The organism is Dechloromonas sp. TW-R-39-2, assembly GCF_016864195.1.
In the GTDB taxonomy this organism is placed as follows: domain Bacteria; phylum Pseudomonadota; class Gammaproteobacteria; order Burkholderiales; family Rhodocyclaceae; genus Azonexus.
Genome location: NZ_CP045202.1, coordinates 1663760 through 1683902, shown reverse-complemented (window position 1 = coordinate 1683902; position 20143 = coordinate 1663760). Strand labels below are relative to the sequence as shown.

At 60.5% G+C, this 20143-nt stretch carries 26 protein-coding genes; 9 read left to right on the top strand and 17 right to left on the bottom strand.

What is annotated here, in order from left to right; all coding sequences use genetic code 11:
• The first annotated feature begins 62 nt into the window (after window positions 1-62).
• From GBK02_RS08045 to GBK02_RS08035, 3 genes are all read left to right on the top strand, one after another.
• Window positions 63-434, top strand: a complete 372-nt coding sequence (locus tag GBK02_RS08045) for a DUF779 domain-containing protein (RefSeq protein WP_203469209.1) — start codon at window positions 63-65, stop codon at window positions 432-434.
• A 14-nt stretch (window positions 435-448) separates the two neighbouring features.
• A complete protein-coding gene (locus GBK02_RS08040) occupies window positions 449-775 on the top strand; it encodes a c-type cytochrome (RefSeq protein ID WP_203469208.1) in 327 nt (108 codons plus the stop codon).
• 185 nt (window positions 776-960) lie between these two features.
• On the top strand, window positions 961-1143 hold the full coding sequence (locus GBK02_RS08035) for a hypothetical protein (RefSeq protein ID WP_203469207.1): 183 nt from the start codon (window positions 961-963) through the stop codon (window positions 1141-1143).
• 21 nt (window positions 1144-1164) lie between these two features.
• Here GBK02_RS08035 and GBK02_RS08030 read toward each other — a convergent pair whose 3' ends face one another.
• The 8 genes from GBK02_RS08030 to GBK02_RS07995 all read right to left on the bottom strand — a co-directional run bounded on the left by GBK02_RS08030 (window position 1165) and on the right by GBK02_RS07995 (window position 8627).
• Complete coding sequence (locus GBK02_RS08030; protein ID WP_203469206.1) at window positions 1165-1380, bottom strand: hypothetical protein; 216 nt, start codon at window positions 1378-1380, stop codon at window positions 1165-1167.
• 42 nt (window positions 1381-1422) lie between these two features.
• A complete protein-coding gene (locus GBK02_RS08025; protein ID WP_203469205.1) occupies window positions 1423-2199 on the bottom strand; it encodes a ferredoxin--NADP reductase in 777 nt (258 codons plus the stop codon).
• A 26-nt stretch (window positions 2200-2225) separates the two neighbouring features.
• The gene (locus tag GBK02_RS08020; RefSeq protein WP_203469204.1) at window positions 2226-2918 is read right to left on the bottom strand and encodes a response regulator; all 693 of its coding nucleotides are present in this window, start codon (window positions 2916-2918) and stop codon (window positions 2226-2228) included.
• On the bottom strand, window positions 2915-4402 hold the full coding sequence (locus GBK02_RS08015) for a DUF4118 domain-containing protein (RefSeq protein WP_239003216.1): 1488 nt from the start codon (window positions 4400-4402) through the stop codon (window positions 2915-2917). Before GBK02_RS08015 ends, GBK02_RS08020 begins: the two co-directional genes overlap by 4 nt.
• 151 nt (window positions 4403-4553) lie before the next feature.
• Window positions 4554-4841, bottom strand: a complete 288-nt coding sequence (locus GBK02_RS08010) for a DUF3325 domain-containing protein (protein ID WP_203469203.1) — start codon at window positions 4839-4841, stop codon at window positions 4554-4556.
• Complete coding sequence (locus GBK02_RS08005) at window positions 4823-6286, bottom strand: PepSY domain-containing protein (RefSeq protein WP_203469202.1); 1464 nt, start codon at window positions 6284-6286, stop codon at window positions 4823-4825. Before GBK02_RS08005 ends, GBK02_RS08010 begins: the two co-directional genes overlap by 19 nt.
• Entirely contained in the window at window positions 6283-6555 is a 273-nt protein-coding gene (locus tag GBK02_RS08000) for a hypothetical protein (RefSeq protein ID WP_203469201.1), read from the bottom strand. The genes GBK02_RS08005 and GBK02_RS08000 overlap by 4 nt, the downstream gene beginning before the upstream one ends.
• A gap of 77 nt (window positions 6556-6632) precedes the next feature.
• The gene (locus tag GBK02_RS07995; RefSeq protein ID WP_203469200.1) at window positions 6633-8627 is read right to left on the bottom strand and encodes a TonB-dependent receptor domain-containing protein; all 1995 of its coding nucleotides are present in this window, start codon (window positions 8625-8627) and stop codon (window positions 6633-6635) included.
• A 184-nt stretch (window positions 8628-8811) separates the two neighbouring features.
• On the opposite strand from GBK02_RS07995, the gene GBK02_RS07990 reads away from it, so the two are divergent.
• Entirely contained in the window at window positions 8812-9768 is a 957-nt protein-coding gene (locus GBK02_RS07990; RefSeq protein ID WP_203469199.1) for an AraC family transcriptional regulator, read from the top strand.
• A gap of 56 nt (window positions 9769-9824) precedes the next feature.
• On the opposite strand, the gene GBK02_RS07985 is transcribed toward GBK02_RS07990, so the two are convergent.
• From GBK02_RS07985 to pedF, 4 genes are read right to left on the bottom strand one after another with little or no spacing between them, the layout of a single operon-like run.
• The gene (locus GBK02_RS07985) at window positions 9825-10358 is read right to left on the bottom strand and encodes a cytochrome b (protein ID WP_203469198.1); all 534 of its coding nucleotides are present in this window, start codon (window positions 10356-10358) and stop codon (window positions 9825-9827) included.
• Window positions 10355-11293, bottom strand: a complete 939-nt coding sequence (locus GBK02_RS07980) for a beta-propeller fold lactonase family protein (RefSeq protein ID WP_203469197.1) — start codon at window positions 11291-11293, stop codon at window positions 10355-10357. Before GBK02_RS07980 ends, GBK02_RS07985 begins: the two co-directional genes overlap by 4 nt.
• A 7-nt stretch (window positions 11294-11300) precedes the next feature.
• Window positions 11301-12146 (bottom strand): ABC transporter substrate-binding protein, encoded by an 846-nt coding sequence (locus GBK02_RS07975; protein WP_203469196.1) that lies wholly within the window; start codon window positions 12144-12146, stop codon window positions 11301-11303.
• Complete coding sequence (gene pedF / locus GBK02_RS07970; protein WP_239003215.1) at window positions 12136-12564, bottom strand: cytochrome c-550 PedF; 429 nt, start codon at window positions 12562-12564, stop codon at window positions 12136-12138. Before pedF ends, GBK02_RS07975 begins: the two co-directional genes overlap by 11 nt.
• A 266-nt stretch (window positions 12565-12830) precedes the next feature.
• On the opposite strand from pedF, the gene GBK02_RS07965 reads away from it, so the two are divergent.
• Complete coding sequence (locus GBK02_RS07965; protein WP_203469195.1) at window positions 12831-14816, top strand: sigma-54-dependent Fis family transcriptional regulator; 1986 nt, start codon at window positions 12831-12833, stop codon at window positions 14814-14816.
• Between the two features lie 60 nt (window positions 14817-14876).
• Here GBK02_RS07965 and GBK02_RS07960 read toward each other — a convergent pair whose 3' ends face one another.
• From GBK02_RS07960 to GBK02_RS07950, 3 genes are read right to left on the bottom strand one after another with little or no spacing between them, the layout of a single operon-like run.
• Window positions 14877-15191, bottom strand: coding sequence for a YkgJ family cysteine cluster protein (locus tag GBK02_RS07960; protein ID WP_239003214.1), 315 nt, complete (start codon window positions 15189-15191; stop codon window positions 14877-14879).
• The gene (locus GBK02_RS07955; RefSeq protein ID WP_203469193.1) at window positions 15188-15865 is read right to left on the bottom strand and encodes a tRNA (guanosine(46)-N(7))-methyltransferase TrmB; all 678 of its coding nucleotides are present in this window, start codon (window positions 15863-15865) and stop codon (window positions 15188-15190) included. Before GBK02_RS07955 ends, GBK02_RS07960 begins: the two co-directional genes overlap by 4 nt.
• Window positions 15862-16821 carry a tRNA-dihydrouridine synthase gene (locus GBK02_RS07950; protein ID WP_203469192.1) on the bottom strand — a complete coding sequence of 320 codons (960 nt, stop codon included), beginning with the start codon at window positions 16819-16821 and terminating at the stop codon, window positions 15862-15864. Before GBK02_RS07950 ends, GBK02_RS07955 begins: the two co-directional genes overlap by 4 nt.
• A gap of 51 nt (window positions 16822-16872) precedes the next feature.
• Here GBK02_RS07950 and GBK02_RS07945 point away from each other — a divergent pair, with 51 nt between their 5' ends.
• Complete coding sequence (locus GBK02_RS07945; RefSeq protein WP_203469191.1) at window positions 16873-17292, top strand: putative toxin-antitoxin system toxin component, PIN family; 420 nt, start codon at window positions 16873-16875, stop codon at window positions 17290-17292.
• Window positions 17293-17300: 8 nt separating this feature from the next.
• Window positions 17301-17657 carry a hypothetical protein gene (locus GBK02_RS07940; RefSeq protein WP_203469190.1) on the top strand — a complete coding sequence of 119 codons (357 nt, stop codon included), beginning with the start codon at window positions 17301-17303 and terminating at the stop codon, window positions 17655-17657.
• Between the two features lie 50 nt (window positions 17658-17707).
• Here GBK02_RS07940 and GBK02_RS07935 read toward each other — a convergent pair whose 3' ends face one another.
• Window positions 17708-18025 carry a YggL family protein gene (locus GBK02_RS07935; protein ID WP_203469189.1) on the bottom strand — a complete coding sequence of 106 codons (318 nt, stop codon included), beginning with the start codon at window positions 18023-18025 and terminating at the stop codon, window positions 17708-17710.
• On the opposite strand from GBK02_RS07935, the gene GBK02_RS07930 reads away from it, so the two are divergent.
• Window positions 18024-18281: a hypothetical protein gene (locus GBK02_RS07930; protein WP_203469188.1), complete on the top strand. Its 258-nt coding sequence runs from the start codon at window positions 18024-18026 to the stop codon at window positions 18279-18281. The genes GBK02_RS07935 and GBK02_RS07930 overlap by 2 nt on opposite strands.
• Before the next feature lie 475 nt (window positions 18282-18756).
• Complete coding sequence (locus GBK02_RS07925) at window positions 18757-18981, top strand: hypothetical protein (protein ID WP_203469187.1); 225 nt, start codon at window positions 18757-18759, stop codon at window positions 18979-18981.
• 41 nt (window positions 18982-19022) lie between these two features.
• On the opposite strand, the gene GBK02_RS07920 is transcribed toward GBK02_RS07925, so the two are convergent.
• Window positions 19023-19709, bottom strand: a complete 687-nt coding sequence (locus GBK02_RS07920) for a hypothetical protein (RefSeq protein WP_203469186.1) — start codon at window positions 19707-19709, stop codon at window positions 19023-19025.
• Window positions 19710-20143 lie beyond the last annotated feature (434 nt).

The window sequence follows — 20143 nt, the reverse complement described above, 5'->3', positions numbered from 1 at the left end:
CTGGCCCAGTTGCGGGCAACTCTTCGGGGGCGGGCAACCGCCCCCTTTTTTCAGGAGAAATCATGGTCGACCGCGTCATTGCCACACCCGCCACGCTCGAACTGATCGCCACACTGAAACAAAGCTACGGCCCGGCGCTGATGTTCCACCAGTCCGGTGGCTGTTGCGACAACAGCGCCGCCAACTGCTACCTGCCAACCGACCTGACCATCGGCCCTTACGACGTGCATCTCGGCAACATCGGCGATGTGCCGTTCTACATCAGCGCATCGCAGTACGAATACTGGAAGCACACGCAGCTGATCATCGATGTGATCGACGGCCAGGGCGGCACCTTCTCGCTCGAAGGCAACACCGGCAAAGCCTTTCACACCCGCTCGCGACTGTTTACCGATGATGAATGGGCCGAGTTGCAGGCCGCCGGCCTCGTTTAACCCAAGGATTTTCCATGAACAAAACCAGCCTTACCCTGCTCCCCCTGATCGCTGCCGCCGTCCTGTGCGTCACCAACCCGGTCCGCGCCAGCGAAGAAATCGTCAAGAAAGCCCGCTGCGTTGCCTGTCACACCGTCGATAGCAAGCGTGTCGGCCCGGCCTACAAGGATGTTGCCGCCAAGTACCGTAACGACAGCAGCGCCCCGGGCAAGCTGTTCGACAAGGTACGCGCCGGCGGCAGCGGCAACTGGGGTGAAATCCCGATGCTGCCGCATGGCACCGACAAGATCAGCGATGACGATCTGAAGGCCGCGATCAAATGGGTCTTGTCACTCAGCTGAGCCACGGCGACCAGACGAACAAGTCAAACAAGAAGACCGGGGAGAGCAGCACCCCGACTCGCCAGCCATGCCGCTGACAAACGACAAGGTCGATTGTCCCGGCATGGCTGGACGATCAAATTAGCCGCTCGTGGCGCATTGCAGGTAAAGTTCACGCCCTTCGAATGTTACCGACAAGCCCCGCAATGAAAACCGCAAAACGTCGCACCAATTACCCGGCTCTCTCGATGGCCGCTGAAATCCAGGCTGTGCTGGATGCCGATATCGAACGCCAGGGTTACAGCAACTATCCGCCGGCCATGGAAGCCTGGGCTGAATGGCTCTCGCGCTCGATCGCCTTTGAGCGCAAGCAGGCTACCGGCCGCTGAGCCTCACATGGCGGGCCGGGCTCAGGGTTTGGGCCAGGCTTTTTCAGCCAGTTGTAGCAACTGGTGCAGCGATGGCATGGCCTCCCGCTGCCATGCCGGCAACTTCATCGCCCCCTGCTCCCAAGCCATAGCCTGTTCAGGCGAACCGGTTTCGTAATTCAGCAAGGCTCGCTGCAGTTCATCCCACCCGGTAGCCGCAAGATCGGGGCTGCCGGATGGATCGAGCCTTTCGCCCATCGGCGAAGGCTCGGAACAACGTGCTTTCCGCAGCACGTCTAATTACTGCTCGACGAAAGCCCGTTCAATCACGTAGTCACCCATTTCGCCAATACGGTGCGAAATCTGGAAGCCGAAGCTATCCAGCATGCCGGAAATTTCCTTGAGCATCGCCGGGCTGCCGCAAATCATGCCGCGGTCGGTTTCAGGGTTGAGCGGCTCGATGCCGAGATCCTCGAACAGTTTTCCGGACAGGATCAGATCGGTCTGGCGCCCTTCGTTGCGGAAAGGTTCGCGCGTCACCGTGGGGTAATAGACTAGTTGTTCACGGATCAGGTCGCCCAGGTATTCGTGGTCGCGAAGATCCTGCTCAATGTAGTCGTGATAAGCCAGCTCGCTAGTCCAGCGGACGCCGTGGATCAGGATGACCTGTTCGAAACGCTCATAGGTTTCCGGTTCATGGATCAGGCTCATGAACGGGGCCAGGCCCGTCCCTGTGGCAAACATGAACAAACGCTTGCCCGGCTTGAGGTCGCGCAGCACCAGCGTACCAGTCGGCTTGCGGCTGACCAGGACGGGATCGCCGACCTTGAGGTGTTGCAGACGTGAAGTCAGCGGGCCGTTCTCGACCTTGATGCTGAAAAATTCAAGGTGCTCTTCGTGGCTGGCACTGGCGATGCTGTAGGCACGCGTCAGCGGACGACCATCAACCTCCAGCCCGATCATGACGAATTGGCCACTGGTAAAGCGCAAGCTGGAACCGCGCGTGCAACGGAAGCTGAAAAGGGTGTCGTTCCAGTGGTGAACGGACAGGACTGTTTCGGTGGAATAGGCGCTCATGACAATATTTCAATGAAAGAAAGCAATCAGGGTTGGAAACGGTAGCCAACGCCAATTTCGGTCAGGATGTGGCGAGGCTGAGTGGGGTTGTCTTCGATTTTCTGCCGCAGGTGCCCGACATAAACGCGAAGGTACTGGGGGTTTTCGACCGCCTGCCCGCCCCAGACTTGCGACAGGAGGTGGCGGTGGGTCAGGACGCGGCCGGGATTGGCCGCGAAGAAGGCGAGCAAGCGATATTCGATCTGCGAAAGATGGATCGCCTGGCCATGCCGGGTGACGCTACGATTGACGCAATCAATCGTGTATTCACCGAACAGCAACGTGGCCTGCGGCTCATCGTTGGGCGAGAACTGGCGGCGGCGTAGCAGGGCTCGAACTCGCGCAAGCAATTCGGCAATGCCGAAAGGCTTGGTCAGATAATCATCGGCGCCGGCATCCAGCGCATCGACCTTGCTGCGCTCTTCGCTGCGCGCAGAGAGGATCAGGATGGGGGTGGACGACCATGCCCGGTAATCGCGAATGAATTCGACGCCATCGCGGTCCGGCAACCCCAGGTCGAGGATGACCAGCTGGTGCTTGTGCGTCGCCGCCTGCACTGCTGCGTGGCTGGCGCTTCCGGCCTGGCGCACATGGAATCCTTCGCTCTCCAGTGCCATGGCCACGGCTTCTCGGATTTGCTGTTCGTCCTCGACGATCAGGATGGTTTCCATTTCGCTCATTCCCTGTCGTCCATTTCATCAAAAACGGGAGGATTCCCGAGCGGCAGCTGAATCTGGAAACAACTTCCCCTGCCGTTCCGGTTACGTGCCGAAATCCTGCCGCCATGCGCTTCGACAATGGTCTTGGCAATCGAAAGCCCCAAACCGACGCCCGGCACTTCGGACTCGACCTTGCCGCGCTGGAAGACTTCGAACAACGCTTCCCGTCGACTCAAATCGATGCCCGAGCCGTGGTCGCAGACGTTGATCTCGATATGCTCATCGCTGCGTTTGACCCCTATTTCGATCTCGGCGTGGTCCGGTGAATACTTGATTGCGTTCTCGACCAGATTCCACAAAACGCGCTCAATGAGCACCGCATCGATATTCACCGGCGGCAGGTCCGGCTCCATGCTCACCCGGATTTTCCGGCTGGGCCACTGAAACTCCGCCTGTTGCAGGGTCGCCCCAAGCACCTCTTCAATCGGTTGCCAGTCGGAATTGAGCTCGAATTTGCCGGCACTGAGCTTGGCCATATCGAGCAGATTGGTCATCTGCTGGCTGATCGACAGTGCCTGATTGCGGATCGCTTCGAGCAAGGGCTTCTGGCGTTCGACCGGGGCTTTACCGAGGGCAAGCGCTTCAGCCATGCCGACCAGCGCGGTCAGCGGCGTGCGCAAATCATGCGACAAGGCCGAAAGTATCGAGCTGCGCAATGCCTCGGCCGCGTGCTTGATTTCGGTTTCGCGCGCCTTGGCGGCAAAGAACGATCGCTCCATCGCAACGGCGATAACCGATGCCACCGTTTCAATATATTCGACGGCTTGTTCCGAACCGAGCACCTGGGCCTCGACCTCCAGACCCAATACACCCTGAACCCCACTTGCTGCGGTCAACGGCATCACGGCATAAAAATGCCCGGCCCCGAGCGGACGTGAAAGCAGCTGGCCATAATCCACGCACTTTTTCAACAAAGCCGGAGTCACCGGGTCTTCCGCAGCCTCGAATTCGTCCGGCAAAAACACCCTGACCTGCCGTGCCAGGCGGGCATCGATAAAAAACCGGCCAGCCAGCGCAATGACCGAATCCGGTGTCGTCGCACTGGCCAACGCCTGGGACAACTCGTAGAGCTTGGTGCTCTCCGTGGACTTCTGATCGGCGTAATCGGCGTGCCGCTTCAAGCGCGACGTCAGGTGGCCAACCATCAAGGCAACACCCAGCATGATGACGGTTGCCAGCAAATATTGGGCTTCGGTGATCGCCAGCGAGAAATGCGGCGGGACAAAAAAGTAGGCGTAGCACAACGAGCTGAACAGTGCGCTGAGTACCGCGGGCCCGCGGCCGTAAGTGACCGCCACCAGCACGACGGCCAGAACGTAGAGCAGTGCCACGTTCGACAGATCGACGAGATTGTGCAGGGGGCTGAGCAACAGGCTGCCGAGTGCCGTTCCCAGAACGGCCCACGAATAGCCCACTGCCGGCATCCATTGCTTGATGTTGCGCATAACCCGGAATGCTATGAAACCGGGTATAAAAATGCTATCAAAACCGTGAGCACCCAGCCCTGGGAAATCAACTTACCCGAAAACCTGCCTGGCCGTTTTCGAGTTTTTGGAGAGGTCGACCGCAGTAAGCGTCCAGTAGCGAGACCGCCATTCAGCGCCCCTGCGCCAGATAGAGCGCCACCGCGATCACCCCGGCGGCCAGCAGGCCACTCCACAGCACGATGCCAATCGCCACGCCCCAGCCGGCGATGCAGGGCAGCAGGGCCAGGCCGAGCAGCACCCTGCCGGCGCCGCGCCACCAGTGCAGCACACCGGCCGCCGGCGGATGCCGGAAGACTTCCTGGAAATGCCTCGCCATGCCGAGCGCCAGACCGGCCATGCCGGCGACGATCAGCAACAAGGCCAGCACAAACAGCAGCATCATCGCTCGGTCTCCCATCCGAAAAAGCGCCAGCCGATCATCAGCAACAAGCCGCCGAGCAGCACGGCGGCCAGATCGAAGCCCTGGCGCATGACATCCGGCCCACCGCCGGTGAACTGGTCAAGCGGCAGGATCAGCACAGCGAGCAGGCCGGCCAGCATGAACTGCTCGCACCACGCCGCCCGGCCGCGCCAGCCGGCATGGGCCAGCGCCGCAATCCAGACGGCGAAAAAGGCGGCCACTTCGTAGCCGGCCCGGCCATCCAGCGCCACCGGCAGCAGCCGGTTGCTCCAGAAATAGCCGAGACAGGCGAGCAGGCCGCCGCTGACCGAGGCGATACCGAATGCTTCCAGCCAGCGCTGGCTGGGCTCGGCGCCATGCCGCTGGCGGCGCTTGCGCAGGAAAAGTACGGTGCCGGCCGCCATCATCGCCGCGCCGAGCAGGCCGGAAACGAAATACAGCCAGCGCAGCGCCGAGCCACCGAAATGCACGACATGCAGGCCGACCTGCGCCCGGTAGGCGTAGGCCATCGGGTTCCAGTCCACCTGCTTGCCGAACACTTCTCCGCTCACCGCATCGAAGGTGACATGGTCGGCCACCGCCGACAGCCGGTCATTGACATGGCGATAAGCTTGGACCAGGCCGTTGCGGTCGGCGGGGTTGCGGATCAGCAGGTTGCTGATCGTGCCCGCCCCCAGTTCGCGCTCGGCGGCAGCAAGGTGTTCGGCCAACGGCCGCAACCGGCCCGCTTCGCCGCTCGCCTTGCGCTCGAAGGATTTCAGCACCTCGGCCCGGTTGGCGCGCGGCTTGCCCTCGTAGAGCGCGTAGGTGGCGGCCGGCATGAAGGCTTCGGCGAGGATGACAACGCCGGTGTAGGTGATCATCAGCAGGAAGGGCAAGGTCGCGACACCGACCAGGTTATGGACGTCGAGCCAGGCCCGGCGGCGGTTGGCGCGCGGCCGCAGGGTGAAGAAGTCGCGCAGGATGCGGTGATGGATCAGCACACCGGAAACCAGCGCCGCCAGCATGAAGATGCCGATGGCGCCGACAATCCACTTGCCCGACGTGTCGAGCAGCAACTCGGCGTGCAGGTCGGTGAACAAATGGCCGCCCTTGGTGGCCCGGATCTGCAGCGGCTGGCCGCTGACCGCATCGAGGGTTTCTTCCTGCAGGGCGCGCGGGTTCTTGCCCCAGCCAATGCCAATGCTCGGCGCCCGCTCGTTGGGCAGGCGCAGCCGCCAGACGGCGGCGTCGGCCCCGACCTCGCGCAGGCGGGCCTCGCCGAGCATGGCTGCGGTCGACTGCGAAAAATCGGCAAATTTCACTTCCGGCCGCATCCAGTGGCTGATTTCCGGCTCGAAGACAGCCAGGCTGCCGGCGACGAAAATCGGCACCAACAACCACGAAAAGACCATGCCGCCCCAGGCATGCAGCCCGAGCAGCGCCTTGCCGAGCGCATTCATGCCAGCCCCCCGAACAAGGCAATGGCGGCCGCCCAGAGCAGCGGCCAGCCCAGCGCCCGCCAGACCGACCGGCTGACGAAGGCCCAGAGCAGGACGCCGACAAAAGGCAGCGGCGCCAACTGGCCGGTCAGGTACCAGACGGTGGCCTTTTCATAAGGCAGCCAGCGGCACAACGAGTAGAAAATCGCCCAGCACAGGGCGTAGCCGCCGAACGCGGCGGCCAGGATGCGCAGGCACAGGCGAGCCGTGTCAGCGGAAAGTAAAGACATGGAAATACCCATTAAGCGTGCCGAAAAATGCAAAAGCCCCCGGCTGCAAAGCCGGAGGCTGTCACTATTGGAAAGGGTCAGAACTTCCAGCTCAGGTCGAGGCGAACGTCGCGGCCCGGTTCGGCATAGCCGTAATAAACCGTGCTGCCGGTGTTGCTCAGGTAAGCGTAGGTCCCCTGATCGTAGTAGAACTTGTCGAACAGGTTGCGCACGCTGAAGGTGACACGCATACGGTCCTTGCCGAGCGGCAGCCAGTTGGCGTAGATGTCATGCACCGCGTAGCCGTCCTTCGACTTTTCGACCTTCGTCAAATCGGTGTACTTGTGCTCCTCGACCAGGCGGCTGGTCCAGCCAAGATCGAGATTCCACGCCGCAATGTCGTAGCCGGCATTGAAACTCCAGCTACGGCCGGTCGATACGCCGAGGCCATCGTTGGTTTCGCTGAGGTCGTAGCCATTCAGCTTGGGCTTGGCATGGGCCACACTGGCACCGACGCGGAAGGCACCACTGCGCCAGCCACCGCCCAGTTCGTAACCCTTCGAGACCATATCGCCGACATTGGTGATGTAGGTGCCGGTACCGGTCGTGATGAAGTCCTCGATGTTTAGTCGGAAGATGGAACCCTTCAGGCTCCACGGGCCGCTACCGTAGTTGAAACCAAGCTCGTAGTTGCTGGCCTTTTCTTCCTTTAGGTTCGGATCGTTCTTCCAGGTCGTGCTATCGATGAAGAAAGCCTCCTTCAACCCGGCCCCGCGCATCGTTCGCGATGCGGCAGCGCGGAAACTGAGTGCGTCGGTGGCCAGCCAGGTCAAACTGCCACTGGGACTCAGGCCATTGCTGGAGAGATTCTGATTGTGGTTATCGGTGTAGCTGTACCAGTCGTAACGGGCGCCTGCGCCGATGATGAAGCGATCGGCAAGCGGCATGTCCCCCTCGACGAACAGACCGCTGACACCGCTTTTCTCGTTGCCGGTACTGGTCTTGTCAACCGGTCGTGAATTAATCGCGTGCGACTCGAAGCGATGATGATTCAAGCCGTAACGGAAGGTCGCCCCACCCAGTTTCGAAGTCAGCAACAGATTGGCACCCTGCGCATCGATCTGCTCGCCCCAGGTGTAACCAGCCGGTTTGTTGAAGCGTGTTTGCGTTGTCGGCGTTGTCCGCTCGACCGTCATTTTGTCCGAGAAAACATTCAATTCGACAGCCGGTGCGCTACCACTGCCATCGTAGCGATAGGTTGCCGTCAGCGTATCGCGCTCGCTTTTTTGCGGCATTGCCGGGCCATTATTGGCCCCCAGCCCCCACATGTTCGGTCGCAGGAAACGAACGCCTTCATCCTGCACGGCCTGGTAGCCCACCGCCAGGCTATGCCCCGGCGCCATCCGCCAGTTGAATTTGGCCAAGCCACTCTTTTGCGTCGAGCCACTGTTGACCTGCGTCTTGCCGTTGCCGTCCTTGTAATCATCGGTATTGTTTTGATTGCCGGAGAGCAGGAAATCAAAATCATCGCCGGCCAGACCATACACCGAAGCACCGAAACGTTCACCGTTGTTCGACGAAACACCGCCACGGACGATGCCGCCCAGCTTCTGGTCCGGGCGCAGCAGATCGCGGCCATCCTTGGTCGTCATGCGCAGCGAACCGGCCAGCGCGCCCGGCCCGGCACTGGCCGCCGAGCTGCCCCGATCCAGTTCGACCTGCTTGACCAGATCCGGATCGATCATCAAGCGCGATTGGTGATGAAAAGCCCGGCCAGTTTGTGGCGCACCGTCGAGCGTCGTGCTCAACATCGTGTCTTCGACACCGCGAACATAGACTTTCTGGGCAATCGCCGGTCCACCACCCACGGTGACACCCGGCTCATCCTGCAGGACTTCACGCAAATTACGGGCGGCCCGCTTGACGATAGCGTCGCTCAGGATCACTGAAGTTGCCTCCGGGACCATTTTTTCACTCACCACCATCGGGGCCAGCGTCTGCTCGTCGGCCGCCAATGCCGATAGTGAAAAAATCCCCAACAAGGCCAGTGCGACCGGCTTGATACGCGATACATCATTTCCTACTGACTGCATGCAGAACCCCTCTGAAAAGCAAACGCCGATAAATACCCATCGGTCAATTGCGAATAGTTTTCATTTGTAACAAAGGGCGCTAGTATCGCAAAAACCTTCAAATCATTTGTTTGCGAGAACAACAAAGATGTTTGCCGCCAAGAAAATTTACCCGCCTCCATTCAATCCAGGACAGCCGGCCTCATTGCCATCAAGCGCGGTGATTGATCTGGTCGCGCTGAGCCAACGCATCGGTCGAGGCCATCAGGCGGAGAGCAAGGTACAAGCAGCCGACGCAGCCGTACTTGAAGGCAGCTTCTCCCTTGACCGGCTACGCGAGGGGTTTTTTCTGCATTGCACGAATGTCACCCATCTGCACGACATGACGGTCCACTTTCCATTACTCCAGCCCGGAATCAAGGTGCTGCTCAAACTGGAAGGGAATGCCGAAGTCAGTTTCGGCGGCACACCGCTGCCGCTCGATGCCGGCCAAGGCAGCAGCGCAACACCGCGCGGCGCTATCGTCACACTGAGCCAAGCTGAGGATTTCAAACGATGCAGCCGGGCCGGCACTCGCGAGCGCATGGTCGTCATCACGTTGACCGCCGACTGGTTTGCCTCAGCCGGGATTGATCCGGAACCGTTCAAACCTCATTTGTCGATCCGCAGCTGGCAGCCTTCGGCCCGTGCCATCGGGATTGCCGAACAATTGGTTCGGCCAAGTTCATTTACCGGTCCAATGCACGCTCTTTACCAGGAAAGCCGCGCCCTCGAACTGGTTGCCGAGGCCCTCGCCCAGGCCGACAGCCAGCCACGAGAAGCTCCAGCCGGGCTACGCCCGGGTGAATACCAGAGGATCTGCCGCCTGCAGCAATTTCTTGATAGCGGAGCGGCCAACCATCTTGATCTGACAGCCATCGCCCAGGAAATGGGCTGCAATCCGAATACGCTGCAGCAGCAGTTTCGTCTGGCCTTTGGCCAGACCATCTTCGACTACCGGCGCCAACGCCGGCTCCAACACGCGGCTGCCGAATTGCAGCAAAGCGGCATCAGTGTTGCCCGCGCCGCCGAAATTGCCGGCTACAGCAGCCAGGCCAATTTTTCGACAGCCTTCCGGCGCCATTTCGGTGTCGCCCCAAAACAAGTGCGCCTGAAAATCTAGTGGCGCACTTGGTGTCCTGGGTCAGCGGAACAATCGCTCCAGGCTGGAGCAGGTGTTCATTTATGGAACAGTTTTTCGGGCAGCATGCGCGCCAGCGTTCCGTCGCGCATTAGCGCATGTTTGATTGCCCCGGCAATATGCAGTGCGATCAAGCCGGCCATTGACCAGACGAGAACCAGGTGCAGTTGCTTGAAAACGCCATTCAGCACTTCGTCCTGCCAGAACAGCCGCGGCGTTTCGATGCCGAAAAACTTGATCGCATAAGGCGTAAAGGATGAGGCCAGATAGCCGGCCAGCGGCGCAAGCAACAGACAGGCATAGAGTGCGTGGTGCGTCGCTGTCGCCAGATAGGCTTCACGCCCCTGAGCCAGCGCCGGCGGCGGTGGATTGCGCCGACGCCAGAAAAGACGCACGGCGAGCACCAGCAAGGCCAGCAAGCCAAGCGACTTGTGCAAGCCATACGCCGCGCTGCGTTCTGCCCCCTTGGGCAGATCGGTCATCGTCCAGCCCAGCCACAGCAACCAGGCAATCAGGATCGCCTGCGCCCAATGCAGCGCCATGGCCTGCCAGCTATAACGTTGGATACTCATTGGATAGTCACTCCCCAGGGCAATTCGCCAACCTCGACATCCCGCAAGCGGGTGAAGCTGGCGGTATCGATGACCGACAGGCTGTTCGACCGCCCGTTGGCGACATACAGTTTGCTGCCATCCGGCGTCAGCGCCATATTCCATGGCCGTTTGCCAACTTCCACCGTGGCCACCACTGCATTGCTCGCCACATCGATCGCCATCACGCTGGGGTCGCGCCCATTCGAAACGAAAATCCGCTTTCCATCGGGGTGGACCGCGACACCGTTGGGATATTGGCCGGCGACGATTTCAGCCAGCACACGCCGTTCGGCAACATCGATCACATAGACCTTGCCGGCCAGTTCGCTGGCGACATAGGCCCGACGCCCATCGGGCAGGAAAGCGATGCCCCGCGGCCGTTTGCCAACCGCGATGCTGGCCACCTGACGCCGCGCCGCGACATCGATTACATCGACCTGCTCCGCCTCTTCGGCACTGACGTAGAGCCAGCGGCCATCCGGGCTGAACACGGCATGCTCCGGATTTTTTCCCTGCACCTTGATGCGCGCCATTTCCTTGCCCTGCGGTGCGCTCAGCAAGACAACGCTGTTATCGTCCTCGACCGCCACGGCGAGCAGTTTGCCGTCGCTTGAAAGACTGACGCCTTCGGGCGAATCGCCGACCCGAACCGTGCGTTCCAGCTGGCCGGAACGCTTGTCGACAATCAGCAGACTGCCGGTCTTGCCGTCCGTCAGGTAGAGCCGCTGCGCATCGCCGGCAATACCGCGCGGTCGCTGGCCGATGGGAATATCACGCAGACGCTGGTCATCAGCCGTATCGATCAGGCTGATGCTGGCCGATTTTTCATTCGGCACATAAGCCAGCGGACCGGCCTGCACCGCAGAGCAAAAGACCAGCAGCCAGACGGCCACGGGAAGCAAACGATGAGTCATGGCAACCTCAGGCAGGCAGATGGGAAATGCCGTGGCGCTTGAAAATCGCCGCCACAGTACCGTTGCGCTTCAATTCGGCCAGTGCGCCGCCGACAGCCTCGGCCAGCGCCTGCTCTTCAGCCTTGACCGCCATGCCGAGCGGCCAGCCTTCGATCTTCAACTCGGCCATCTTCGGCGTTTCAAGTACCAGCCGGGAATTGTCTTTCAGCGCCCCTTCCAATTCGCCGCGCGGGGCGAGAACCGCCGCCACCTGTCCAGCCGCCAGCGCTTTCGCCGCCTCGCCGACATTGCTGAAATGCACCACGTTTTCACGCAAACGGCCGTTCAGCACGCTGAGCAGGAAAGAATCGGCCAACGATGCCGTTTCAACCCCGATTTTCTCGCGGGTAAACACTTCCAGCGCCATCGCCGCCGAACCGGACAGCACCTGAATGCGCCCCGGATCGCGTGCCAGCGCCAGCGTTTCGCGGTGATACGCGCCAAAAATGCGGACCTTGTCGTTGGCTTTGGCCAGATGCTCGTCGACCGGCACATGCATCATCACATCGGCCGGCTGGGTACCGAGGTAATGCCCCTTCCAGACCATATTGCGCAGGTCGTCGTTCATGTCCTCATCGGCATTGAAGCCGACGATTTCCGGTGCCAGGCCCAGCTTTTCAGCGATGGCCCGGGCGATATCGGCATCGATCCCCTTGCCGCCGGCCTGACCGTAAGGCGGGAAATCGTTATAGATGGCGACCCGCAGCCGACCGCGCTGACGTATCGTTTCGAGGCCATCGGCGCGGGCCGGAACGGCAGCGGCGATGGGCAAGGCGGCCAGCGCCTTGAGCCAGAGGCGGCGATCAGTCTTCATGGACAGTTTCCAGCCAGGTACGAATCGCCCACATGGCCTCCTGGCTCAGCGTGCCTTCGAACGGCGGCATGTAGACACGACCGTCGCGCACCGCGCCCTTGCGGATACGCTGCAGGAAAACTTCATCGCCCTCATCACCGAGTGGCAGGAAACGCAGATCCGGCGCAATACCACCGGAAATGGCGCCGAGACCGTGGCAACGGGCACAATTCTGGTTGAATGCGGAGTCGCCGATACGAATCGCCGTTTTGTCCTTGCGGTACGGATTGCTCGCCAGGAAATCAGCACCCAGATTCTTCAGGCCGGTCGTATCGACCGCCTGCGGCACCACATCACCGTGGGCAAAAACCTGGGGCGCCGCCGCGCCGATAGCCAGAACAACGGCCAGGGCCGCGAAATGTCGCAAATTCTTTTTCACAATGTCTCCTTTATTAATGACTGGGAAGCTCCCCTGTACCGGGCAGTCTGCAAGGCCTGTGCCAGGTCGCTAAAAAAGTCATCAATTCGCTGCCGAGGAACGAAACTGGGACAAGATGGTCAGAACAGCGCATTTGAAACAAGGCTTGGCACGTCAATTGCTGTACTGTTGTTGAACAGCTTTGAGCACATTGCTGACAAAATAGTCAGGTGCATCGTTATGAAACAAAAAATACAAAAAGCAGACTTTGGGACACCGGAGGAGAGATGGGACAAGTACAACTTCCGGCCGAGACGCATGATTTGCGACTGCGTCAGGCCAGGCAGCTATTTTTCGAACAGGGCAGCGTGCCCGACGGGCTGGTCACGCAACAAATCGTCCGTTCGTGGGAACGTTGCCGACGCTTCGGCCTGACCGAAAACAATGCCCTGCCGATTGTCGAAGCACTCGACCGGATGGCCCTGAAAACCGAACAGGATCGCAACCGCTACCTGTTGCAACAGGGTCGGCCGATCATGGAGCATGTTTTCGAGCACATCCGTGAATCCGGCAGCATGGTCATCCTGGCCGACGCCAACGGGCTGCTCCTGGAAACCGTCGGCGATGCCGAGTTTCTCGACCGGGCCGACCGTGTGGCGCTGGCCGCTGGTGCGTCGTGGGATGAAAACCAGCGCGGCACCAACGCCATCGGCACGACATTGCTCGAAGAAACGCCGATTGAAGTACTGGGCGGCGAACACTTCCTTGAAAGCAATGGTTTCCTGACCTGCTGCGCCAGCCCGATCTTCGGGCCGGACGGCCGGCTGATCGGCGTCCTCGACATTTCCGGCGATTACCGCGCCCCACAGCGCCATACGCTGGGCCTGGTCCGGCTGTCTTCGCTGATTGTCGAAAAACGCCTGTTCGAATCGATCCACGCCCGCGACATCATCGTCTGCTTCCACGAACGGGCCGATTACCTCGGCAGCCCGAAAGAAGGCCTGGCCGCCGTTTCACCGGATGGCCAGGTGCTGGCGATCAACCGCAACGGCACCGATATCCTCGGCATCCGCCAGGTCGACGCCGTGCGCCGCGATTTCTCAATGGTTTTCGAGAGCAACCTGTCGGCACTGGTCGACCGCTTGCGCAACCACCCGCAGGCCAGTTGCGAAATCAAGGTCAATGGCCGCGCTCTGCACCTCCAATTGCGCGGCCAGTTGCCGCCACAGACGGTGGCCGGCCGGGTCTACGACGAAGCGCCGGCGATACGCCCTCCCCGGCGCGCCGAGACCGTTGCTCCGCCGAAGCTCACGCTCGACACCCTGAACACCGGCGATACCCGCCTGCAGGCTGCAATCGATCGTTCGCGGCGCATCCTCGGCCGCGACATTCCGATTCTGATTCAAGGCGAATCGGGTGCCGGCAAGGAAATGTTCGCCAAGGCCTTTCACAACAGCGGTCCGCGCCAGAGCGAGCCGTTTGTCGCACTCAACTGCGCCTCGATTCCGGAAACCCTGATCGAATCGGAACTCTTCGGTTACCAGGGCGGCGCTTTCACCGGCGCCCGCAAGGAAGGCGCACCGGGCAAGATCCAGCAGGCCCACGGCGGCACCCTCTTCCTCGACGAAATCGGCGACATGCCGCTCAATCTGCAAGCCCGGCTGCTGCGCGTGCTGCAGGAACGCTGTGTCACGCCGCTTGGCAGCACGCGCTCGATCCAGGTCGACATCTCGCTGGTCTGCGCCACGCACCGCAAGCTGCGCGAAGAAGTCGCCCGCGGCACTTTCCGCGAAGACCTGTACTACCGGCTGAACGGCATGTGCGTCACGCTGCCGGCCCTGCGCGAACGAACCGACATTCGCCAGATGGTCAGCAAGATTGCCGCTGCCGAATGTAGCGGCCGGGCGCCGGTCAAGTTCTCCGAAGACGCCCTGCGGGCTATCGAGCAATACACCTGGCCGGGCAACATCCGCCAGTTGTTCAACGTTATCCGGGTCGGCATTGCCTTGCTCGACGACGACGAAATCCTGATCACCCCCAGCCATTTGCCGGAGGAATTGTTCGAGCAGGAATACAGCAAGCCAAGCCCGGCAGCTTCAGTCAGCCAACCCAGTCCGACCGCCCCGGTCGAGCAAGGCGCAGGCAGTCTTGAAGAAATCGGCCGCCTCGCTGCGCAACGTACCCTCGAAGCAGCCGGCGGCAACATCTCCGCGGCGGCCCGGCAACTGGGGATCAGCCGCAACACCCTGTATCGCAAGCTCGGCCGGCTTTAACCCGGCTCACGGGAGGCGCAGCGAAGCAACCGGACAAGCGGCTTCGCTGCTGCCCTGCGTTTACAGCGGGGCCAGCCCGTGACGCTGGCGCGCCCGGTTGCAGGCGGCGTGCTCGACATCGAATTCGCGGCAAGGCGACGGTCGACCGTGGTAAATGGTGCAATTCACCTGCTGGCCGATTTCGCCGGCCAGTGCGACGCAGCGCGGGGCGGCGCTATCGGTGCCGCACATGCGGACCATGTTCGGCGTCAGCCTGACAGTCATGTCGACGGGAACGCCGCCATCCCATGCGAAATTGCCACCGGCCAGTTCAGCCGGATGAAAATCGACGCGAAACGCGGCGCAGCAGGCGCCACAGCTCTGGCAAACACTCATTTCAGCGAAACCCGGCAGCGCCATAGTTCGTGACCGGAAGCGAGATATTTTTTCTCGAACGGCGTCATCGGGTCAGCCGTCTGCCACGGCTCGGCGACGACCGGCTGGCCGGTCAGCTGGGTCAGCGCCAAGGCCATTTCCTCGATATAGATGTGCCAGTTGCTGCGGCACTCGATTTCGCCGCCCAGCTCGCGCCAGACGGGAAAAACGGCATGGCCCTGCCAGCGCCGGGCGAGATGCCCGATTTTCGGCCAGGGGTTGGGATAAAGATTGTAGTGGCGCGCCAGACGCACGCCGCTCTCGGCCAGAAGACGCCAGAAATCGACCAGATCAGCCCGGATCAGCACGGCATTGGCCGGCATCGGCAGCGGTTTGCCGCGACTGATGCGGTCGACCGACTGATCGACGCCAAAAACAAAATGATCGGGATAAGTCTCGGCAATGCGTTGCGTACTCCAGCCGACACCGCAACCGGCATCGAGGATCAGCGGCGCATCCGGCCGCCAGGCATCACGTGCCGCCATCGCCGCAGCGTAGGCTGCGCGGTTGTAGTCGAGTATCGGCTTGCGAAACGGGTGCGCCATATGGCGGGCGAGCAGCGCTTCGAGATCGCGGTGCGGGCCTTCCTGGGCGCTGCTGATGAAGCGCGAGTTGCCTGTGCTTTCCGGGTTCATCCGAGCTGCGGCCTTTCCTTTAAAACACCGGCCGCGAGCAGCGCCGTATCGATATCGCCAGCCTCCTTGATCGGGCGCAGCACGTCGTACAACGCACCGGCTTCAGGATAATTGCGCCGGAGCAGCGCCAGCCACTGCTTGATCCGCCCGCCGGCATGGCCCGGCACGACTTTCTGGCGTACGCCGAGCCAGTAGGCGGCGACGCCGGGCTGGACTTCTTCCCAGCCGCCAACCTGATCGCCGCGCACACGCCGGGCCAGCAAGGGGTCGGCAATCGCCCCGCGCCCGATCATGATGTCCTGGCAACCGGTCGCCACCTGGCAATTGCGAAAATCCTCGACGGTCCACACCTCACCGTTGGCAATCAGCGGAATACCGATCGCGTTGCGCACGGTATCGATCCATTCCCAACGCGCCGGCGGCCGATAGCCGTCAACCTTGGTCCGGCCATGTACGATCAGTTCGTCGATGCCGCCGGCTTCGAGCGCCTGGGCGCATTCGACGGCCTTGCTGGTGTCGTTGATGCCGAGCCGCATTTTGGCCGTAAACGGGATGTCGACCGGGACAACCGCCCGCACCGCGCAAACAATGGCATGGAGCAGCTCCGGCTCGCCCAGCAAGGCGGCGCCGCCGCGATGCCGATTGACCGTCGGCGCCGGGCAGCCGAAATTGATATCGATCCCGGCCGGATTGAGCGTCACCAGACGGGCAGCATTCGCCGCCATGAAGTGCGGATCGGAGCCAAGCAACTGGACGCGCATCGGCGTCCCGGCCTGGGTCTTGCCGTCGTTGAGCAGTTCCGGACAAATCCGCTGGTAGGTCTTGACCGGCAGCAGGCTGTTGGAAACCCGGACAAATTCGCAGATGCCCCAGTCGTAGCCCCCGATATCGGTCAGCACGCCGCGCAGCAGATTGTCGGCGAGCCCCTCCATCGGGGCGAGAATAATACGGGACATGAAAGGTAATCCGGGCAAGGCGCTGAAGAGTCGCGCATTATAATCCGCCCCATGCTGCGCTTAGTCCTCGATACCAACGTCGTCCTCGATCTCTTCCATTGGGCCAACCTCGATGCCGTGCCGATCATGGCCGCGCTGGAGGCCGGCCGGATCGAATGCTTCGCCGACGAGCGAACGCTCGACGAACTCCAGCGGGTGCTGACCTACCCGCAACTCAAATTGACGCCGGAAATGATCGTCGAGCGTTATCAACGCTACAGCGCGCTGATCAAGCTTGTCCCACCCGGCGAAGCCCCACCACTGCCGCGCTGCAAGGACCGCGACGACCAGAAGTTCCTCGAACTCACCGCCCGCTGCGGTGCCGACATCCTGGTCAGCAAGGACAAAGCGCTGCTCCGCTTGCGCGGCCGGACCAAGCTGGGCTTTCAGATCATGAAACCGGATGCAGCCTCGGCCTGCCTGACGGCCTGAGAATCCGGATGGACGCTTGTCCGCACTGTGCCGCACAAAGTATCAGCCTCCGCGCAAAAATCAGCGCTGACCCGGCCAGCCCAGCCCGCTGCCCGGCTTGCCAGGGCAACAGCTACGTGGCCAACAAGGTCTCGACCAGCATCAGCGTCGGCATCGTCTTGCTCGGCTGCACCTGGGGCCTGGTCGCCGCGCTGACCAACTCCCCGCTACCGCTTTACGCCATCATCCCAAGCATAGCCTGGTTCTTTTTCCGCACCTGGCGAAGCGCCGAACTGCTGCCCATCGATGCCGACACAGTGGAAAAGCATCGACGCACACGCCAAACGGTGACGTTACTCGCCTTCCTGCTCAGTTTTTTCATGTAAAAAAGTCCGCACGCAGCGGACTTTTTTACAACAGCAAAACAACTGCCGATTTATCGCCAGGCATCCACCAGTTCGCTGACACTTGCCGACTGCACTTCGCTACGCTGGGCCAACCATTCGCGAACGGCAGTACGGTCTTCCTCACTGGCGTCGGCGCGTGTATCGCGACAAACGAAACCATACGAGAAGCTGCCGCCGTACATCAGCTTGCGCACTTCGATGACCTGACCGACAAATGCATCAAGGAAAGCATCCTGGGCGGCATCAGACAAGCCCTCGACAAACTGGATTTCGACCGTAAAGCCGAGTTCCTTATATTCCCCAATATGGAGCTTCTTGCGCTGGCGGTGGTTATGGCGTGTGGTCATGGAAATTCCTGGACTGTGCTGCGAGGAAACAGCAAACGGTGCGGCAATGATGGAAATAAAAAAACCCGCCAAGTGCGGGTTTGATAACGCGGTCGGAGGTGACCGATTTCCAAATGGTGCCTGGGCGGGCATCGAACAAACCCAGGAAATCATTGTGGTTCAAGCGTTTCAATTTTTACAAAATCCCGTATACCCCTATTTGTACCCCCTAACTGTTGCAGCAAGGAATTTGTGTGGAGCACAGGGCAAACTATAGCAGAGGCTGGCACATCGAAAAACCAGGGTTTGATCTACACACAAGTGCGCTGCTCAGGCAGCGCACTTGTGTGTAGATTGCGTAGGAACTGTCTGCTCGTTGGTGTGGCGCTCAGTGGAATGCTGTAGTCTCCTGGCATTTTACTGCGACCTGACGTCTCTACTCTACTAAACGGTTTCCCGTCAGCCCACCGTTCGGCGATGGTTGCATGGTAGCTTTGCCCGATATCTACTCTATTGCTAGCGACAACAGGCAGCTGCTCGGCCTGAACGGTCATTCGAGGAATGCCGCCTGTACGACCGCAGTTAACATTGAACCGGCCACTGACTGAACTATTTCCCCGGATAGCTGCTTTCATTGTTAGCCAATGAGTGCTGCGTGCCCATACCTGACCGTGGGCAGCTAAACAGTATCAGGCGGTAAACCCCATAGTCGTTTTTCCCTGATCGCCAGCGTGGTCATTCCGACAAAGATTATGTCGATCACCGTGAAGACAACGTATCTGAAGCTAGTAGAAAGCATCGCCGAGAAAATCGAGAAACCCATTGAGCACGGCAAACGGCAAGACCAAGGTGTTGATGGGGATCAGGTGGTCCCTCAGGAATGCGGATGTTTTCGTGAACATGTTGCCCCGGATTGGTTGGCAGATTTTGATTTATGCACGGCAAACCGGATTGTTGATGGCGTAAAACAAGGCTAATAAAAATGGCGAGGGGTTCGGAACCTCTTTCCCTGCGTTGGCTAGCGCCCCTTGCTGAGGTCGGCTGTCACTTTCAGGAACATCGATTGGTATTCGCGGATCGCCTTGTCCGACAAATCTGTGGCTGCTTGCGGCGAACCCGGGCGATCTTCATCCACTCCATAAAGGATTCCGTGGCGCATCTTGCCGGAGCCTTTGATCGAATCGATGGCATAAAGCAGCGCCTTGTCACCAACCGAGCAGGACGAGAAGAAGGCCGCGCCTTGCGCTGTTTGAATCAAAACAGCTTTTTCCGGAATCGATTCGGCCGTCAGCTTCTCCTTGTCCTTGCAGGTCGTTTCGCGGAAGGTTTTCAGCAGGCGAGATCCGAACTCCACGTCCGAATCCATCTTGTCCGAAGAGACCACCAGCATCCGCGCGCGTTTTCCGCTTTGATCGTCGGACGGTGCCAACTGGAACATGCCTTGGCCCTCGCTCGACAGAACAACCCACGAACCCTTCACCTCCAGCGCATCGCCACCGGCCAGAGGAAACACGCTCGTCACTTTCCCCGGCTTCAAATGGTCCGGCATCGGCACCAGATTCATCCGTTCAAGCGGGGTCACCGCTTCCTGCGCCTGTTCGGCCTGGACGGGTTGCTTTGGTTCTTTTTCAAGCGTCTCCTGAGCAGCGAAAGTTCCGCCGCTCAGGCAGGCGCAGGCTACAGCCAGCAGGATGGATTTCTTCATTGTGTTTTTCCTCGGTTCATAGGGGCTGCCCCCATTTGCTCCATCTCCGACAAGAAAACGGCGTTCCGAGTTTGCTTGCTCGCTTTTGGCAGAAAACCGGTATCGGCAAGACAGAGTTGTTTCATCGATTTCATCAGTTTCGTGGTCGCTATGACAATGGCCCTATTTTCACAAATTCCGCTTAATGACGGTTAATTATGCAGAGTTTCCCAAGTATGTTAATAGAGGCCTCTCCCCCCTTTTTGTTCACTGTTCATGTGGTTTCCGTTGAGCGTTCGATCGGCGAATTCCAACGCGCGGTGGCCAGCTCCCGGCTTCGGCAATGCGGACCGATGGTGCCACATCGTGGGCAGCAAACCGCCCAGCGGCCCTGATCGATCTCGATGTCGCCTATCTGGTCGGAGCTGCAAAACGGACAATGCTTCAAGGTTTCG

Coding starts and splice junctions, on each gene's coding strand:
- GBK02_RS08010 (WP_203469203.1), bottom strand. CDS start 4,841: ATGGGAGACCGAGCGATGATGCTGCTGTTTGTGCTGGCCTTGTTGCTG.
- GBK02_RS08020 (WP_203469204.1), bottom strand. CDS start 2,918: ATGAGCGAAATGGAAACCATCCTGATCGTCGAGGACGAACAGCAAATC.
- GBK02_RS08030 (WP_203469206.1), bottom strand. CDS start 1,380: ATGGGCGAAAGGCTCGATCCATCCGGCAGCCCCGATCTTGCGGCTACC.
- GBK02_RS07930 (WP_203469188.1), top strand. CDS start 18,024: ATGGAAATTCCTGGACTGTGCTGCGAGGAAACAGCAAACGGTGCGGCA.
- GBK02_RS07945 (WP_203469191.1), top strand. CDS start 16,873: ATGCTGCGCTTAGTCCTCGATACCAACGTCGTCCTCGATCTCTTCCAT.
- GBK02_RS07950 (WP_203469192.1), bottom strand. CDS start 16,821: ATGTCCCGTATTATTCTCGCCCCGATGGAGGGGCTCGCCGACAATCTG.
- GBK02_RS08005 (WP_203469202.1), bottom strand. CDS start 6,286: ATGAATGCGCTCGGCAAGGCGCTGCTCGGGCTGCATGCCTGGGGCGGC.
- GBK02_RS07975 (WP_203469196.1), bottom strand. CDS start 12,146: ATGAAGACTGATCGCCGCCTCTGGCTCAAGGCGCTGGCCGCCTTGCCC.
- GBK02_RS08015 (WP_239003216.1), bottom strand. CDS start 4,402: ATGCGCAACATCAAGCAATGGATGCCGGCAGTGGGCTATTCGTGGGCC.
- GBK02_RS07985 (WP_203469198.1), bottom strand. CDS start 10,358: ATGAGTATCCAACGTTATAGCTGGCAGGCCATGGCGCTGCATTGGGCG.
- GBK02_RS07920 (WP_203469186.1), bottom strand. CDS start 19,709: ATGAAGAAATCCATCCTGCTGGCTGTAGCCTGCGCCTGCCTGAGCGGC.
- GBK02_RS08045 (WP_203469209.1), top strand. CDS start 63: ATGGTCGACCGCGTCATTGCCACACCCGCCACGCTCGAACTGATCGCC.
- GBK02_RS07940 (WP_203469190.1), top strand. CDS start 17,301: ATGGACGCTTGTCCGCACTGTGCCGCACAAAGTATCAGCCTCCGCGCA.
- GBK02_RS07965 (WP_203469195.1), top strand. CDS start 12,831: ATGGGACAAGTACAACTTCCGGCCGAGACGCATGATTTGCGACTGCGT.
- GBK02_RS07955 (WP_203469193.1), bottom strand. CDS start 15,865: ATGAACCCGGAAAGCACAGGCAACTCGCGCTTCATCAGCAGCGCCCAG.
- GBK02_RS08035 (WP_203469207.1), top strand. CDS start 961: ATGAAAACCGCAAAACGTCGCACCAATTACCCGGCTCTCTCGATGGCC.
- GBK02_RS07925 (WP_203469187.1), top strand. CDS start 18,757: ATGTCGATCACCGTGAAGACAACGTATCTGAAGCTAGTAGAAAGCATC.
- GBK02_RS08025 (WP_203469205.1), bottom strand. CDS start 2,199: ATGAGCGCCTATTCCACCGAAACAGTCCTGTCCGTTCACCACTGGAAC.
- GBK02_RS08000 (WP_203469201.1), bottom strand. CDS start 6,555: ATGTCTTTACTTTCCGCTGACACGGCTCGCCTGTGCCTGCGCATCCTG.
- GBK02_RS07935 (WP_203469189.1), bottom strand. CDS start 18,025: ATGACCACACGCCATAACCACCGCCAGCGCAAGAAGCTCCATATTGGG.
- GBK02_RS07995 (WP_203469200.1), bottom strand. CDS start 8,627: ATGCAGTCAGTAGGAAATGATGTATCGCGTATCAAGCCGGTCGCACTG.
- GBK02_RS08040 (WP_203469208.1), top strand. CDS start 449: ATGAACAAAACCAGCCTTACCCTGCTCCCCCTGATCGCTGCCGCCGTC.
- GBK02_RS07960 (WP_239003214.1), bottom strand. CDS start 15,191: ATGAGTGTTTGCCAGAGCTGTGGCGCCTGCTGCGCCGCGTTTCGCGTC.
- GBK02_RS07980 (WP_203469197.1), bottom strand. CDS start 11,293: ATGACTCATCGTTTGCTTCCCGTGGCCGTCTGGCTGCTGGTCTTTTGC.